Source organism: Streptomyces davaonensis JCM 4913 (genome assembly GCF_000349325.1).
GTDB classification, from domain to species: domain Bacteria; phylum Actinomycetota; class Actinomycetes; order Streptomycetales; family Streptomycetaceae; genus Streptomyces; species Streptomyces davaonensis.
In genome coordinates, this window is record NC_020504.1 from 4,730,460 (window position 1) to 4,744,768 (window position 14,309).

General features: G+C 67.9%; 15 protein-coding genes. 5 read left to right on the forward strand and 10 right to left on the reverse strand.

Annotated elements, in window-relative coordinates; genetic code table 11:
• Nucleotide 1: 1 nt before the first annotated feature.
• Genes BN159_RS20770 through BN159_RS47475 form a run of 7 tightly spaced genes read right to left on the reverse strand, consistent with a single transcriptional unit; the run spans nucleotide 2 to nucleotide 5,807 of the window.
• On the reverse strand, nucleotides 2-325 hold the full coding sequence (locus BN159_RS20770) for a hypothetical protein (protein WP_015658958.1): 324 nt from the start codon (nucleotides 323-325) through the stop codon (nucleotides 2-4).
• Nucleotides 318-1,136: a dimethylargininase gene (gene ddaH / locus BN159_RS20775; RefSeq protein ID WP_015658959.1), complete on the reverse strand. Its 819-nt coding sequence runs from the start codon at nucleotides 1,134-1,136 to the stop codon at nucleotides 318-320. The genes BN159_RS20770 and ddaH overlap by 8 nt, the downstream gene beginning before the upstream one ends.
• On the reverse strand, nucleotides 1,133-2,374 hold the full coding sequence (locus BN159_RS20780; protein ID WP_015658960.1) for an ATP-grasp domain-containing protein: 1,242 nt from the start codon (nucleotides 2,372-2,374) through the stop codon (nucleotides 1,133-1,135). The genes ddaH and BN159_RS20780 overlap by 4 nt, the downstream gene beginning before the upstream one ends.
• A complete protein-coding gene (locus tag BN159_RS20785) occupies nucleotides 2,371-3,927 on the reverse strand; it encodes a class I tRNA ligase family protein (RefSeq protein WP_015658961.1) in 1,557 nt (518 codons plus the stop codon). The genes BN159_RS20780 and BN159_RS20785 overlap by 4 nt, the downstream gene beginning before the upstream one ends.
• Entirely contained in the window at nucleotides 3,924-4,289 is a 366-nt protein-coding gene (locus BN159_RS20790) for a cupin domain-containing protein (RefSeq protein WP_015658962.1), read from the reverse strand. Before BN159_RS20790 ends, BN159_RS20785 begins: the two co-directional genes overlap by 4 nt.
• 15 nt (nucleotides 4,290-4,304) lie before the next feature.
• Nucleotides 4,305-5,636, reverse strand: a complete 1,332-nt coding sequence (locus BN159_RS20795) for a lysine N(6)-hydroxylase/L-ornithine N(5)-oxygenase family protein (RefSeq protein ID WP_078598842.1) — start codon at nucleotides 5,634-5,636, stop codon at nucleotides 4,305-4,307.
• Between the two features lie 48 nt (nucleotides 5,637-5,684).
• On the reverse strand, nucleotides 5,685-5,807 hold the full coding sequence (locus BN159_RS47475; protein ID WP_269450993.1) for a hypothetical protein: 123 nt from the start codon (nucleotides 5,805-5,807) through the stop codon (nucleotides 5,685-5,687).
• 185 nt (nucleotides 5,808-5,992) lie between these two features.
• Between BN159_RS47475 and BN159_RS20800 the strand changes: the two genes are divergently transcribed.
• A complete protein-coding gene (locus BN159_RS20800; RefSeq protein ID WP_015658965.1) occupies nucleotides 5,993-7,012 on the forward strand; it encodes a helix-turn-helix domain-containing protein in 1,020 nt (339 codons plus the stop codon).
• 114 nt (nucleotides 7,013-7,126) lie between these two features.
• Here BN159_RS20800 and BN159_RS20805 read toward each other — a convergent pair whose 3' ends face one another.
• On the reverse strand, nucleotides 7,127-7,657 hold the full coding sequence (locus tag BN159_RS20805; protein WP_015658966.1) for a YbjN domain-containing protein: 531 nt from the start codon (nucleotides 7,655-7,657) through the stop codon (nucleotides 7,127-7,129).
• A 164-nt stretch (nucleotides 7,658-7,821) separates the two neighbouring features.
• On the opposite strand from BN159_RS20805, the gene BN159_RS20810 reads away from it, so the two are divergent.
• Nucleotides 7,822-8,262 (forward strand): hypothetical protein, encoded by a 441-nt coding sequence (locus tag BN159_RS20810; RefSeq protein ID WP_051113528.1) that lies wholly within the window; start codon nucleotides 7,822-7,824, stop codon nucleotides 8,260-8,262.
• Between the two features lie 87 nt (nucleotides 8,263-8,349).
• Here the strand turns inward: BN159_RS20810 and clpB are convergent, their stop codons facing one another.
• Nucleotides 8,350-10,947 (reverse strand): ATP-dependent chaperone ClpB, encoded by a 2,598-nt coding sequence (gene clpB, locus BN159_RS20815; protein WP_015658968.1) that lies wholly within the window; start codon nucleotides 10,945-10,947, stop codon nucleotides 8,350-8,352.
• Nucleotides 10,948-11,078: 131 nt separating this feature from the next.
• On the opposite strand from clpB, the gene BN159_RS20820 reads away from it, so the two are divergent.
• Nucleotides 11,079-11,489, forward strand: coding sequence for a pyridoxamine 5'-phosphate oxidase family protein (locus BN159_RS20820; RefSeq protein ID WP_015658969.1), 411 nt, complete (start codon nucleotides 11,079-11,081; stop codon nucleotides 11,487-11,489).
• A 142-nt stretch (nucleotides 11,490-11,631) separates the two neighbouring features.
• On the opposite strand, the gene BN159_RS20825 is transcribed toward BN159_RS20820, so the two are convergent.
• Nucleotides 11,632-11,970 (reverse strand): Rieske (2Fe-2S) protein, encoded by a 339-nt coding sequence (locus tag BN159_RS20825; RefSeq protein WP_015658970.1) that lies wholly within the window; start codon nucleotides 11,968-11,970, stop codon nucleotides 11,632-11,634.
• 489 nt (nucleotides 11,971-12,459) lie between these two features.
• Here BN159_RS20825 and BN159_RS20835 point away from each other — a divergent pair, with 489 nt between their 5' ends.
• Entirely contained in the window at nucleotides 12,460-13,335 is an 876-nt protein-coding gene (locus tag BN159_RS20835; RefSeq protein ID WP_015658972.1) for a helix-turn-helix transcriptional regulator, read from the forward strand.
• Nucleotides 13,332-14,306 (forward strand): helix-turn-helix transcriptional regulator, encoded by a 975-nt coding sequence (locus BN159_RS20840; RefSeq protein WP_015658973.1) that lies wholly within the window; start codon nucleotides 13,332-13,334, stop codon nucleotides 14,304-14,306. The genes BN159_RS20835 and BN159_RS20840 overlap by 4 nt, the downstream gene beginning before the upstream one ends.
• The last annotated feature ends 3 nt before the right edge of the window (nucleotides 14,307-14,309 follow it).

Sequence of the window (14,309 nt, forward strand, 5' to 3'; positions counted from 1 at the left end):
GCTAGACCTCCCTCAACAGGGAGACTCCGGTGGCCGCGTGCGGCCCGTAGCGCTCCCACGTCTCGTGCAGGGTGACACGACCGTCGTCTCCGATCTCGGGGACGCTGTTGCACCGGCCCGCGATGACCTCACCGCTGATCATGACCATGGTGTAGCCGAACTCCAGGGACCCGTCCGGCAGTCGCCGTCCGGAGAGCGCCCCCTTGCGTACGTCGCCGCCTTCGAAGCTCGCCCACAGCAGATCGCCGTCCTGGCGGTACAGAGCGACCGGCGCCCGGTCCCCGTAGGCGGGGTTGCGGAAACGCTTCCCGTCGAGGTCAGTCACGGTCGCGGATCTCCAAGGTGCAGCACTTGACGCTTCCGCCGGCCTTCAGCAGCTCCGAGAGAGCCGCCCCGATCGGTGTGAAGCCGCGCTCCGCCAGCCGGGCCGCGAGGTGGGTCGCCGCCTCGGGCAGGATGACGTTGCGGCCGTCGGACAACGCGTTGAGGCCGAACGCCTGGGCATCCTGGTCGGTCGCGGTGATCGCGTCGGGGTACCGGTTGCGCAGGAACTGCCGGCTCTTCTCGGAGAACGCGGCCGGGTAGTACATGATCTCGCCGGGGGCCAGGACGGCCAGAGCCGTGTCCAGGTGGTAGTAACGCGGATCGACGAGCTCCAGCCCGACGACGGGAAGCCTCAGGTGCCGCTCGGCCTCGCGGTGGGCCTCCGGGTCGGTCCGGAATCCGGTGCCGGCGAGGATGACGTCGTCGTCGACGAGGAAGTCCCCCTCGCCTTCGTTGACGTGCGCGGGCTCATGGACGTCATAGCCGCGGGACCGGAACCAGTCGGCGTACGCGGGGCCTTCGGCCTCCCGCTCCTGGTAGCGGAACTTCGCGGCCAGGACGCGACCGTTCACCACCGTCGCACCGTTGGCGGCGAAGACCATGTCGGGCAGACCCGGCAGGGCCTCGATCTGCTCCACGGTGTGCCCGAGAGAGACGAACAGCGCGTGCAGCCGCTCCCACTGAAGAATCGCCAGGTCGGCGTCGACGGGCTTCCCAGGGTCCATCCACGGGTTGATGGAGTACTCGACGGCGAAGTGCGTCGGCCGGCACATGAGGTAGTGCCGCGGGCGGGCCATGCGCTCAGGGGTCATGAAAGAGACACCTCTATCTTGGTCGCCAGGTCGGTGGCGGTGTTCATCGCGTCGTCGAAGGAGGTGCCGGTGGCACCGAGGAATCCGAGAATGCTGTTGCCCTCCGGGGGCCGCTTGATCAGATCACCGGGCTTGGCGGTCACCTTGAAGAAGAAGAGCCGGTCGGACTCCTCGACCTCCTCGGGGACCGTGATCGCCTCGATGTGGCCAGGGCCGCAGATCAGACACATCGCCGCCGTGTGGGTACCGGTGGGCGTGTAGTGCGTCACCTCGGGCCACTGTCCCGCGGCCACGGCCGCCGTCGCACGGATGGGGCAGTATCCGGCACTCAGTCGTGCCATGTGGTCCAGGCCGCCACCGCCCGGACGGGCCGCGATCTCCAGGATGTACGGCTCATCGCCGTGGAACCGGACCTCGGCGTGCATCGTGGCCTGCTTGAGGCCCTGCGCGTGCGCCGCGGCCGTGACGGCCTGGTGCACCCGGGCCAGTTGGGACTCGGAGAGCGAGGTCGGCGCGTGATGCACGTCGTCGTCGAAGGTGGCGCCCTCGACAGTGACCCGGTCGACGACCGAGCCCAGATAGACCTCGCCGTCCCAGGCAACGGCCTCGATCAGATACTCGCTCCCGTCGAGGAAGGACTCGATCAGCAGGCCCGACGGGCCGACGTCCACGCCATCGGCTTCCATCTGGAACAGGGACGCTTCCACGATGCCCCGGTCGGCCGTCTCGAACCGTTCCCGGAGTTCCTCCGCGTCGTCGAGCCGGAAGACGAAGCTGCTCGCGGCGCCGAGCGTGGGCTTGAGGATCACGGGGTACCCGAAGTCCTCGGCGGCGGCCACCGCCTCGTCGACGGTCGAGACGTACCGGAACCGCGGATGCGGCGCCTTGTGCTCCTCGTGCGCCTGCCGCATCAGGAGCTTGTTCCGGCTGGTCCGCGCGGCCTCCACACCGATCGTGGGCAGGCCCAGCGCCTCGGCGACGTGCGCCACCGGGACGACGCTGAATTCGCTGAAGGTGAAGACTCCGTCGAAGTCCTCCTGCGCGTGCCATTCCCGCGCGGCCGCGATGATGTCGTCGATGTGCCTGCTGCCGACCACGCGGTACCGGTCCTCGGGCCAGAAGCCGTCCGTGCCCACGCCGTTCAGTACGTGGACATCGACACCCAGTTCCACCACCTGCTCGTAGCGGGACCGGTAGTACGTGCCGTACTGAATGGCCTCGATGGCGAGCAACTTCATGATGTGGTCCTCAGGGGGGTTGCGATCAGCGGCAGCCGGAACGGCGGGATCTCGTCGGCGGGTTCGCCGTGAAGGCCCAGAGCGACCCCGGCCTCACGGGCCTGCTCGGCCACGTCGATGAGGATGGGTGCGGCGCAGGACAGCAGCGTCCGGGTTTCGAGCAGAAGGTCGCCCGGTTCGGCGTCGGCCGCGTCGCGGCTCAGTCGCTGCACCTGGGAGATGATCAGGTCCGCGGCACGGGCAAGGCTGTACGAGGACAGCTCGTAGCACGTACGGAACCTTTCCTCCATCGCCGCGGCGCGGGCCCTTCCCTCGGCGGAGGTCGGCAGCGGTCCGGCGGGCCGGACATCGTCGAGGCGCTTGCCCAACCGCTCGGACAGCAGATTCCACGGGGTGACCAGGCGTTCGGACGTGATCTGCTCGAACGCCGCCCTGCTGAAGTTCGTGCGCTGGTTCTCGGGGCAGGTCAGCGAGAGGTAGAAGCGGATCAGGTCTCGAGGCACCTCGTTGACGAGATCCTCGGCCCACACCACATGACCCTTGCTGGTCGAGAACTTCTCGTGCTCGAGCTCGTAGAACTCGTTGCAGACGATGGTGTCGGGCAGGATGTACTTGCCGTTGTGCGCCATCAGCAGCGCGAGGTGCGTGCCGCCCCAGAAGTAGCCGTTGTCAAAGCCGAGGAAGTACACGAGCTTGGCGGAGTGCTCGGCCCGCCATGCCTCGTCCGTCGCCGCCGCCCGGTCACCGGCGGCCCACCAGGTGCAGTACATCGACGCGGCCATGCCCTCGGCCCATGCGTTGAGCACCTGCCCGGGCGTCTCGGGGAACGGAGCCGGGATGCCCCATCCCGTCGGGAAGGTGATGGGGAAGTCCGGCAGGGGCCGGGACAGCACTTCCTTGAACAGCTGCACGAGATTTGGCCGCCAGCCCGCGCCCTGGTTCTCGTGGTAGGCGGCGAGCTGATCGCGGTACTCCTCCATGGGAAGTACCAGGATCTCCGCCTCGCGGAAGGCCACGGGCTCGGTGGGGTCGATGGTGGAGCGGGGGTTGATCAGCTCCGCGAAGTTGTTCGGGTGACCGCACGACTCGCAGAGACCGCCCCGGCTCTCGGCCAGGCAGACCGGGCAGTCGCCGGCGACAAGGCCCTCCATCAGGAATTCACCGGTGCGTTCCAGATACGGGAACGTGCCGGTGCGCAGGCGCAGTCGACCGGCGGCATGCAGTTCGGTCAGGAAGTCCAGGGCCGTCTGCCGATAGCCGTCGTCGAACGGGGCGAATCCATCGATGGAGATGCCCATCACGCCGAGCGTGTGCTCGATCTGCTTGGCGGACAGCGCGCAGAGGTCCTGTGGGGTGGTGCCGAGTTTCGCGGCGCTCGCGACCACGTACGTCTGACTGTCGTCCGTACCGGTGGTGAAGATCACCGGCCGACCGTCGGCGCGCAGGTAACGGGCGTGCACGTCACCGGCCAGATAGGGACCCGCGATGTGTCCGACGTGCAGGTTTCCGTTGGGTGTGGGAGGCGGCGCGATGATGACCGTGGTGGCGCTCACTCGCCCTCCTCGTGGTTCAAGATGAACACGTCCGCCATCGGGCGGTCCCACCAGATGCTGTACATCTCGAAGTCGACGGCGCTCTCGTTGACGATCGAGTGCCGCTCCCCAGGGGTGAAGTGCACGATGTCGCCGGCGACGAAGGGGGTGCGTCCACCGTCGTGGTCGAGGACGGCCGTGCCCTTCATGGCGACAAAGATCTCGTACTCGTGGTGAGCGTGCGGGGTCGAGGCGGTGCCGGGCCTGATGACGCACCAGGATCCCTCGAAGGGCGCGTTCAACGCGGGCCAGGGAAGAAGTCGTTGAGCGTCGAGCCCGTTCTCGTGGACAAGCTCGTCGCGGTTGAGATGACGAATCTCCATCAGCTTTTCCTCAGTTCACGCTGCGTGAGACGGCGCCCGGCCGTTCTCGTAGTGCTGGATGATGTCTGCCGCGATCTCCCCGGAGCGGCTTGCCAGCACGCTGAGGAGCGAGTCGGCGATGCCGTGCGTGGCCTCGTTGACGCCCTGGAGATAGCAGCCGGCGGCGGTCCGGCCGGGCACCACCATGCGGTAGTTGCGGGTGACCTCGACGTCGGCGAGGCCCAGCGAGGCCGCGAGGTCGCGGACGTGCCGGGGCATGGAACGGACGAACCCCGTACCGAGCAGCACGGTGTCGCAGCGCACGGTCTCGCTCGTCCCGCTCCTGCGATCCGCGACGGTGAGCACGATGTCGTCGCCGTCCGTCCGGGCCGACGTCACGTCGGACATGCTGACCATCTCGATGCGCTCGGTCCCGGTGAGCCGGTCCTGGTACATCTGGTGGTAGAGGCTGTTCAGCAGATCGGGGGCGAGTCCGCCGTAGTTCGTGCGGTACATCTCCTCAAGCATCTGACGGCGTGCTTCGGGACGCGAGGAGTGGAACTCGTCCACGAACGACGGGTAGAACAGTTCGTTGGTGAACTTGCTCCCCTCGTAGGCCACCAGGCCGATCGACCTCATCAGCAAGGTCAGCTGAGCGTGCGGGAACTCCTGGTAGCACGACCAGAGCATCTCCGCCGCGCTCTGCGCCGCGCCGACCACGGCGAAGCGATGCGCCCCGAACTTGTCCAGCTTGCTGATGCTTTCCGAGAACTCCGTGCTGTGGATGACGCGTTCGGCCGGCAGCGACCGGAAGGCTTCCGGCACGTGCGGGTCACGACCGCCGCCGATGACGAGGTTCCGGCAGGAGATGACGGAGCCGTCGGAGAACGTGACCTGCCATCCCTCGACGTCCCCGGAGTCCGCTCCGATCGGCCGGATGCCGACGGCCTTCATGTTGAACTCGACCGGAACGGGCACCTCCTGCGCCACCCAGCGGAGATATGCGGAGATCTCCATGCGATGCGGAGTGAACGTGCCCGTGTTGATGAAGTCATCGAGACGGTCGACCGAGTGGAGGTAATTGAGAAAGGAATAGCGACTCGTCGGGTTTCGAAGTGTCACCAGGTCCTTCAGAAAGGACACCTGGCTGCGCGCCCACGGCATCATCATTCCGCGCTGCCACGTGACGTCCTCGGCCTGTTCGACGATGAGCGAGCTCTCGATCAGCCACGACGGCGCCGATTCACTGAGTGCTACAGCCAGCGCGAGGTTTGCCGGTCCGGCTCCGATCGCTAGCAACTCCACGTGCCGTTCCGACACTTGACTCCCCCATTTGCAAAAGGTTGTGAACGAACAAGCGGCGAGCATTCCCGGACGCGGTCCCGCTCCCGCACTCCTGACCCCGCGAAATCAGCGTCATCCCCAGCCGAGATCGTTGCCGCCCGGCGCCGCGACGACCTCGCGGCTCGACGGGCCGTCGGAGCCAGGGGAGAAGGCGTCGGCCTGGACGAGAGCCAGGGCGCCAAGGGCAAGCGTCACAACCACAGCTCGCCGAACCCGATCGAAAAGGGCGTTCATCATGTGTTACCCCTCTGTCAACTTGCGCCGCTCGGTTTGTGACCTGCGGCAAATCCACTATCGCCAGGCGCAGGCCACGGATCCAGCGGGCTAAGGGATCATGTTGCCGCTGACGAAAATGCGACCCCTGAACGTAAGGCGTCTTCGTGACGGAAACGAATAGATCGGACATCGTGGAGTCCGGTACGGCGGGACCCGCGCAGGTCTACGCGTACCTCCTCACCCGGGAGCGGGCGACGCTTGAGGAGATTCAGGCCGCCATCCGTTGCCCTGGCGCCGATGCCGAGCAGTTCACGCAGGCACTGGTCAACTGGGGCCTGCTCCAGGGGCCTTCCGAGGAAGGTCACTTTCACGCCGTCTCTCCGGAGACCGCGCGCGAGGTCGCGCTGAGCCCGCTCCACAGGCAGATCCAGGATCTCCAGCACGCGATCGCCACGACCAGCGCGGCGTTCGACGCCCTCACCCCCGTGTACGAGACGCACACCAGGTCGCGAGGCGTGCCCGACCTGGAGGAGGTTCACTCCCTGTCGGCTGTTCGCGACCTCATCACCGGCCTGTCGGCCGATGCCCAGGAGGAGGTGCTGACCTCGCAACCCGGAGGTCCGCGGCCGGAGGAGCTGATCCATGAGTCGCTGGCGAAGACCGAGGGTCTCCTGCGCCGACACGTGCGCATGCGCACGCTCTACCAGCACTCCGCCCAGTTCGATCAAGGCACCATCGCCTACGTGGAACACGTGGCCAGACTCGGTGCGGTGGTCCGCACCACAGCCGCGGGGTTTCCTCGTGTCCTGATCTTCGACCGCAGGGTTGCCGTACTTTCCATGCGAGGTAACAGGAAGGGCGCACTCATCGCCCGGAACCCGAGCCTGGTCGACATGGTGGTGCAGGCGTTTGAACACGCCTGGGCGGTGGCCACGGATTTCCCTGTGAGCTACGGCCGGAAGGCCACCCAGATCACCACGAGCGCGATCCGCTCATCCATTGAGCAACAGTTGATCGAGGGAATCAGCGACAAGCGGATCGCTGAAGGTCTGGGGCTGTCCCTGCGTGCGGTTCAACGACACATCGCGGAGATCATCAAGGAGCTCGGCGCGCTCAACCGCCTGCACGCCGGTTACCTGCTCTGTGAGAAACGGCTCCACAAAGGATCGGCCGCCTCCCAGTAGGCGGACCGAGTCCCTGAACCGTCCGCGTACGGCAAGAGCCCGCCCCGGGCACCTGGTCGTGGTGACCGGTGCCCTGGCCGGGCTCTCGCGCGAGTGCGCCGTGTGCGGTGCCGACTACTCCTCGTCGCCCTCGGGCTTCTCGGCGTCGTTGATCTCCTGCTCCAGACCGAGCTGCTCGACGAGCCACTTGTCGAACTCGATCGCGGCCCGCACCCAGCTGACGGTCGAGGAGACGAAGTGCTCCAGGCTGACGCCGGTGCCGATCAGCATCTGTGCCTCGCCGATCAGGCGGACGGTGCCGTCGTCGTGGGTGTGGGTGTAGAGCTTGGGCCACAGGGTGCGGCGGTTCCAGTCGTCGATGGACTCCAGCAGCTGCGGCTTCTCGTCGATCTTGTGCGGGCGGTCGTAGAAGGTCCGCACCGAGAAGACCTGCTGGTCACCCTCGCCACGGAACATGAAGTACGTGCGGAACTGCTCCCACGGCGCCGCGAGGTCTCCCTCGTCGTCGACGACGTACTTGAGCTCCATCTGGTCGAGGAGCTGCTTCACGAGGTCCTGATCCGGGACGACGGGGCCCGCCGGTCCTTGGGGCTGCGGCTCGGGCTGGCCCCCGAAGTTCGGAATCGAGGACGGGTCGATGCTCACCGTGTTTTTCCCTTCGTACGGATTCCGCCATCCTCCCCCATGCGGGGAGGGGGGTGGCAAGCCCCGCCGGGGCCTGTCAGCCTTCGGCTGACATGATCTGGCCGTTAGTAGGGGGCATGGCGATGACGCAGGGCACAGCTCGCGGACGGACCAGGTGGTGGATCGTGGCCGCCATCCTGCTGCTGCCGGGGCTGGCCCTGGCCGGGTTCGTCGCCATGATCGCGATCTGGGTGCTGTCGGATGACGACCTGTTCGAGTCAGGACCGAAACCGGTGCCCTGCGTGGACGTCCTGCACTTCGGCGGGGCCGAGCTGCCGGACGGCGCCGAGATGGTCGGGGAGTGCGAGGAGCAGGGCTTCCAGGACCTCTACTACAGCGCCCGCTTCCGGATGCCCCGGGCGGACGTGGAGGAGTGGCTCGCCCTGACGTATCCGTTCGCCCCGTTGCCCGAGACGGACGGCTGCGGCGTCCATGACGCGGATCTCTGCCTGACCGCGGAGGATCCGGCGGGGCATCCCGATGCGGGTGCGCAGGTGGTGCGGGTGAGCGTGGAGTACGAGGACGCCGCGACCGCGCTGGTGCGGTTCTCCGCGCACACGCTGTGACTCAGTGACGCCGCAGCGCTGTGACTCCGTGACGACGACGGCCCGCCCCGGCGGTGCGAGGGGCGGGCCGTCGTGCCATGGGTGACGTCAGAGCGTCTTGCCCGTCGCCGGGCCCACGATCAGGCCGTCACCGAAGGCGTCGACACGGACCGTGTCGCCGTCCTTCACCTCGCCGGAGAGGATCTCCTTGGCGAGCCGGTCGCCGATGGCCGTCTGGACCAGCCGGCGCAGCGGCCGGGCGCCGTAGGCCGGATCGTTGCCCTCGTCGGCGAGCCAGGCCAGGGCCTCGTCGGTGATCTCCAGGGTGAGACGGCGTTCCGCGAGGCGCTTGGCCAGCCGGTCGATCTGGAGCCGGGCGATCCGGCCCAGCTCGTCCTTGGACAGCGCCGAGAAGACGACCAGGTCGTCGAGCCGGTTGAGGAACTCCGGCTTGAAGGCGCTCCGCACCACCTCCAGCACCTGCTCCTTCTTCTCCTGCTCGCCGGTGAGCGGGTCCACCAGGAACTGACTGCCCAGGTTGGAGGTCAGCACCAGGATCGTGTTGCGGAAGTCGACGGTACGGCCCTGGCCGTCCGTCAGCCTGCCGTCGTCCAGCACCTGGAGCAGGATGTCGAAGACCTCCGGGTGCGCCTTCTCGACCTCGTCGAGCAGCACGACGCTGTACGGCCGCCTGCGCACCGCCTCGGTCAGCTGGCCGCCCTCCTCGTAGCCGACGTAGCCGGGAGGGGCGCCCACCAGCCGGGCCACGCTGTGCTTCTCGCCGTACTCCGACATGTCGATGCGGACCATGGCCCGCTCGTCGTCGAAGAGGAAGTCGGCGAGGGCCTTGGCGAGTTCGGTCTTGCCGACGCCGGTCGGGCCGAGGAAGAGGAAGGAGCCGGTGGGCCGGTCGGGGTCGGCGATGCCCGCGCGGGTCCGCCGTACCGCGTCCGAAACAGCCTGCACGGCCTCCGCCTGACCGATCAGACGGCGCCCCAACTCCTCCTCCATACGCAGCAGTTTCTGGGTCTCGCCCTCCATCAGGCGCCCGGCCGGGATGCCGGTCCAGGCGGCCACGGTGTCGGCGATGTCGTCGGCGCCGACCTCCTCCTTGACCATGGTGTCCTTGGCGGCCTCCTCCTCGGCCTGGGACGCTTCCGCCAAGTCCCGCTCCATACCCGGGATCTCGCCGTAGAGCAGCTTGCTCGCGGTGTCGAAGTCGCCGTCGCGCTGAGCCCGTTCGGCCTGCCCGCGCAGTTCGTCGAGCCGCTCCTTCAGCTCGCCGACCCGGTTCAGGGACTGCTTCTCCTTCTCCCAGCGGGCGGTCAGGCCCCGCAGCTCCTCCTCCTTGTCGGCGAGGTCACGGCGCAGCCGCTCCAGGCGCTCCCGGGAGGCCGGGTCGGTCTCCTTGCTCAGCGCCAGCTCCTCCATCTTCAACCGGTCGACGGAGCGCTGGAGTTCGTCGATCTCGACCGGGGAGGAGTCGATCTCCATCCGGAGCCTGGAGGCGGCCTCGTCGACCAGGTCGATGGCCTTGTCGGGGAGGAAGCGGGAGGTGATGTACCGGTCGGAGAGGGTGGCGGCGGCGACCAGCGCGCTGTCGGCGATCTGCACCTTGTGGTGGGCCTCGTAGCGGCCCTTCAGACCGCGCAGGATCGCGATGGTGTCCTCGACCGTCGGCTCGGCCACCAGCACCTGCTGGAAGCGCCGCTCCAGGGCGGGGTCCTTCTCGATCCGCTCGCGGTACTCGTCCAGGGTGGTGGCACCGACCATGCGCAGTTCACCGCGGGCGAGCATCGGCTTGAGCATGTTGCCCGCGTCCATGGCGGAGTCCCCGCCCGCCCCGGCCCCGACGACGGTGTGCAGCTCGTCGATGAAGGTGATGATCTGCCCGTCGGAGTCCTTGATCTCCGCGAGGACGGTCTTCAGCCGCTCCTCGAACTCGCCCCGGTACTTGGCCCCGGCGACCATCGCGCCCAGATCCAGCGCGACGAGCCGCTTGTCCTTGAGCGACTCGGGCACGTCACCCTTCACGATCCGCTGGGCGAGCCCCTCGACGACGGCGGTCTTGCCGACGCCGGGCTCACCGATCAGGACCGGGTTGTTCTTGGTACGGCGGGACAGCACCTGGACGACCCGGCGGATCTCCTGGTCCCGGCCGATGACCGGGTCGAGCTTGCCCTCGCGTGCGGCGGCCGTGAAGTCGGTGCCGAACTTCTCCAGCGCCTTGTACTGCCCCTCCGGGTCGGCTGTGGTCACCCGGCGTCCTCCCCTTGCCTTCTGGAACGCCTCCAGCAGCTTCTTCGCGGTGGCGCCGTGCTGGGAGAGTACGTCGCCGGCCTGGCCGCCCTTCGCGGCGATCCCGATCAGCAGGTGCTCGGTGGAGAGGTACTCGTCGCCGAGCTCCTTGGCCTTGGCGCCCGCCTCGGCGATGACGGCGAGCAGCTCCCGGTTCGGCTGCGGCGGCGCCACGGTGGACCCGGTCACGCTCGGCAGCGCGGCCAGCACCTTCTCGGCACCGGCGCGCACGGCGGCCTGATCCGCCTCCACGGCGGCCAGCAGGTCGACGATGTTCTCGTTGTCCTGCCCCTGGAGCAGAGCCAGGAGCAGGTGGGCGGGCGTGAGGTCCGGGTTGCCCTCCGTCACGGCCCGGCTGCCGGCCGCGTTGATGGCGTCCCGGCTCCGGTTGGTCAGCTCTGCGTCCACGTTCGCCTTCTCCTCCTGTCGACAACCGGGCGAGCAGCCCTCATCCACACTGACTCATCCAACGTACACAAAGTTGAGTCTATTCCACTCAAGTATGTGCCGGGAGACTCCGGCGGCTAAGTTCCGACGGCATGAGCCACTCCGTGGATCCCGCCGCCCCCGACGCCGCGTATCTCAGCTTCTGGCGGGAACGGCACCTGTGCACCCTGACCACCCCGCGCCCGGACGGCAGCCCACATGTGGTGCCGGTCGGGGTGACCTACGACCCCGAGGCGGGGCTGGCCCGCGTGATCGCGAACAAAGCAAGCACGAAGGTCGCCAATGTGCTGGCCGCCGGCCCGGACGGAGCACGGGTCGCGGTGTGCCAGGTGGCCGGGCGGCGATGGGCGACGCTGGAGGGGCGGGCGCATGTCCGCACCGAGCCGGAGCGGATCGCGGAGGCCGAGCGGCGGTACGCCGAGCGCTATGAGCGCACTCCCTCGCCGAACCCGGCGCGCGTGGTGATCGAGATCGAACTGGAGCGGGCGATGGGGCGCGGCTGACCGATGCTTTTCGGCCAGTGCGCGACTCGGCGGATACGTCGAAATTTCCCGTAAAACTGCAGCGGCGTCACCGTGTTCAGGTCACGGTGACGCCGCTGCGGGGGGAAGCACCTGAGCGATCTGTTACGACGGGGGAATCGCGTCAGGCACTGCGGGGGGTGGCTGAGATTGTCCGGGGTACCGGGACCTCCGGGTCCACCAGCTGCTGGTGGTCCCGCTGGTCCAGGTTCACAAAAATCATTCCGTATCGGATGGCGCACCGCACGGGCTGTGGCGCCCCCCGGGGCCGCCGCAGGCACCGATAGGCGCGCACGTCCTCGTCCTCGTCCCGGGTGACGACCACCGGCTCTCCGAAGACCGTCACCATGAGCGAGTCACCAGCGTGGGGGATGGCGGTGACCAGATCGATGAAGTGCCAGCCGGATCGGTAGGCGGTGGCCATTTCACGTCGGAAGGTTCGGTCGTCCGGTGGGGTGGTCATGACTCGGCGACCCAAGTGCTGTCGTCCGTCGACCCACCGCCCGCCGGGTCGGATGCCGCCACCACCCACGTACTGTCGCCGGGGACAGCTGCCACGGCGTTCGTGCGCCAAGTACTGTCCGCCCGGGCGTCACCCTTCGCCTCCGTCATGCCACTCAGCACCCCGAAAGCCACAACGGCGGAGAAGGCGGCGGCAAGCGCCGAGCGAAGCATCTTCTTATGCATAGTCGGCTTCGTCCTCATCTGAAGGTCACCTCTCCCCCGTCGATTAAGACGATGGCCCATTCCGGCACGTCATGGCCACACGATCGGTGCATCATGTTCCTGCACGTTCAGGACCCTGGGGGGTGGAGAATTGGCCACGAATGAGACTAAGGGGACACATTCGCACGCGCTGACCGAGCTGTGCGACGAGGGTCACCGTCTTTATGGGATCGCACTCCGGACGGGACGTATCGCTCGAACGGACGTGGAGACCGCCCCTTGCCTCATGGAGTTCGCCCTGCTTCACCCCGACCCGGATGACGCGAGCTGGCTGCGCCCGGTCGCCCCGTCGGTCGCGTTGGCTCAGCGCCTCAGCCCGATCGAGCACGAGATCACCCAACGGCGGCGGTTGTCGATCGAACTCGCCGAAGCATTCGAGCCGTTCATGACGCTCAGCGCGCAGGCACCGGCCACCACCCACTCGATCACCGTGCTGGAAGGCATCGACCGGATCAACGCGGCACTCGATCTGGCCACGGCCCAGTGCACGACCGAGATGCTCACGGTCCAGCCGATGCGCCGGCGGCCCGAACACACCCTCGCTCAGGGGCTGGAACGCGACCGGCCACTGATCGAACGCGGCTGCCGCATCCGGACCCTCTACCAGCACACGGCTCGCTACAGCCCCGAGACACTGGCCTACGTCGCCCAGTTCGCCAGCGGCAAAGTGGAGTACCGCACCATCGACGAACTCGTCGAGCGGCTGATCATCTGCGACGAGACCGTCGCCTTCATCCCCACCCGGGACGACGGCACGGTCGCCCTCGAACTCCGCCACCCCGGCATGGTCCGCTACCTGATCAAGGTCTTCGAGTTCATGTGGGGCCGTGCGGTGCCACTGAGCACAGGCGCCCCGTACGAGACCGACACGGACGGCATCACGGAGATCCAGCACTCCATAGCCAAGCTCCTCGTCGAAGGACACGTCGACGAGGCCATCGCCCGCCGCCTGGGTATGAACGTACGCACCTGCCGAGCCCACATAGCCAAGCTCGCGACCGCACTCGGCAGCGGAAGCCGCGCCCAACTCGGCTTCCTCATCGCCCAGTCGGGGATCCTCAAGCCCGACCACCCGATGTCGAGAGGTGAGGGCCACCCGTGACCGAGGCTCACAGGCACGGAGCGGAGGAACTGTGCGAGGCGGGCCTGGGCCTGTACGCCCGCGCTCTTCGCGAAGGGCGGATTCACGCCGAGGAGGCGGACGCGGCGCCGTGCCTGGTCGACCTCGGGCTACTGCAACCGGACCTCGCGGACCTGCGCCGGTTGCGGCCCGTCATGCCGGCCTTCGCGTTCCACCGACTGCTGCGCGACGTCGAGGACCGCATCGCGGACGAACGGCGGCGCGAGGCCCGGTTGGCAGATATGTTCGAATCTCTGATGGGCATCGCCGGACGGTACACGGCCGTGGCGGACACTCCGTCGGTCAGCGTTCTGAACGGTGTCGTCCGGATCAACCAGGCCATCGAGGCGGCCCTTGCGAAAGCCTCGGGTGAACTGCTCACCATCCAGCCGTTCACCGGCCAGGACGTCGGTGCCCGCCTTGCCGCGTCGCTGGGCCGCGACCAGGCTCACCTGGACCGCGGCGGCCGCATCCGCACTCTCTACCAGCACACGGTCCGCCACTCCCCCGCCGTGATCGCCCGCTACGAACAGCTCAGGGGCGACGCCGAGGCCCGCACGCTGGACGAGGTCACCGACCGTCTCATCGTCGTCGACGGCGTGGTCGCCTTCATCCCGGCCAGCAAGGACCGCACCCTCGCGCTCGAAGTCCGCCACCCCGCCCTGGTCACCTTCTACGTGACCGTGTTCGACCGCTTCTGGCGCCTGGCCACCCCCATGTACCCCGAGACGGTCCGGCAACCGGTCCGCAACGGCATCACGCCCCGCCAGCGCGCCATAGCCACCCTGCTCGTCGAGGGCCACACCGACACAGTCATCGCCGACCGTCTCGGCCTGAACGTCCGTACCGCCCGCGTCCACATCGCCAAACTCGCCGCCGCCCTCGGCAGCGAGAGCCGCGCCCAACTCGGCTACCTCATCGCGGCTTCAGGCATCCTCGATCAGGGGGAGTGAACG

Excerpts from the sequence above, each read along its gene's own strand:
- ddaH (WP_015658959.1), bottom strand. The coding sequence starts at position 1,136 with ATGACCCCTGAGCGCATGGCCCGCCCGCGGCACTACCTCATGTGCCGG.
- BN159_RS20780 (WP_015658960.1), bottom strand. The coding sequence starts at position 2,374 with ATGAAGTTGCTCGCCATCGAGGCCATTCAGTACGGCACGTACTACCGG.
- BN159_RS20790 (WP_015658962.1), bottom strand. The coding sequence starts at position 4,289 with ATGGAGATTCGTCATCTCAACCGCGACGAGCTTGTCCACGAGAACGGG.
- BN159_RS20795 (WP_078598842.1), bottom strand. The coding sequence starts at position 5,636 with ATGCTCGCCGCTTGTTCGTTCACAACCTTTTGCAAATGGGGGAGTCAA.
- BN159_RS20820 (WP_015658969.1), top strand. The coding sequence starts at position 11,079 with ATGAGCCACTCCGTGGATCCCGCCGCCCCCGACGCCGCGTATCTCAGC.
- BN159_RS20825 (WP_015658970.1), bottom strand. The coding sequence starts at position 11,970 with ATGACCACCCCACCGGACGACCGAACCTTCCGACGTGAAATGGCCACC.
- BN159_RS20835 (WP_015658972.1), top strand. The coding sequence starts at position 12,460 with ATGGAGTTCGCCCTGCTTCACCCCGACCCGGATGACGCGAGCTGGCTG.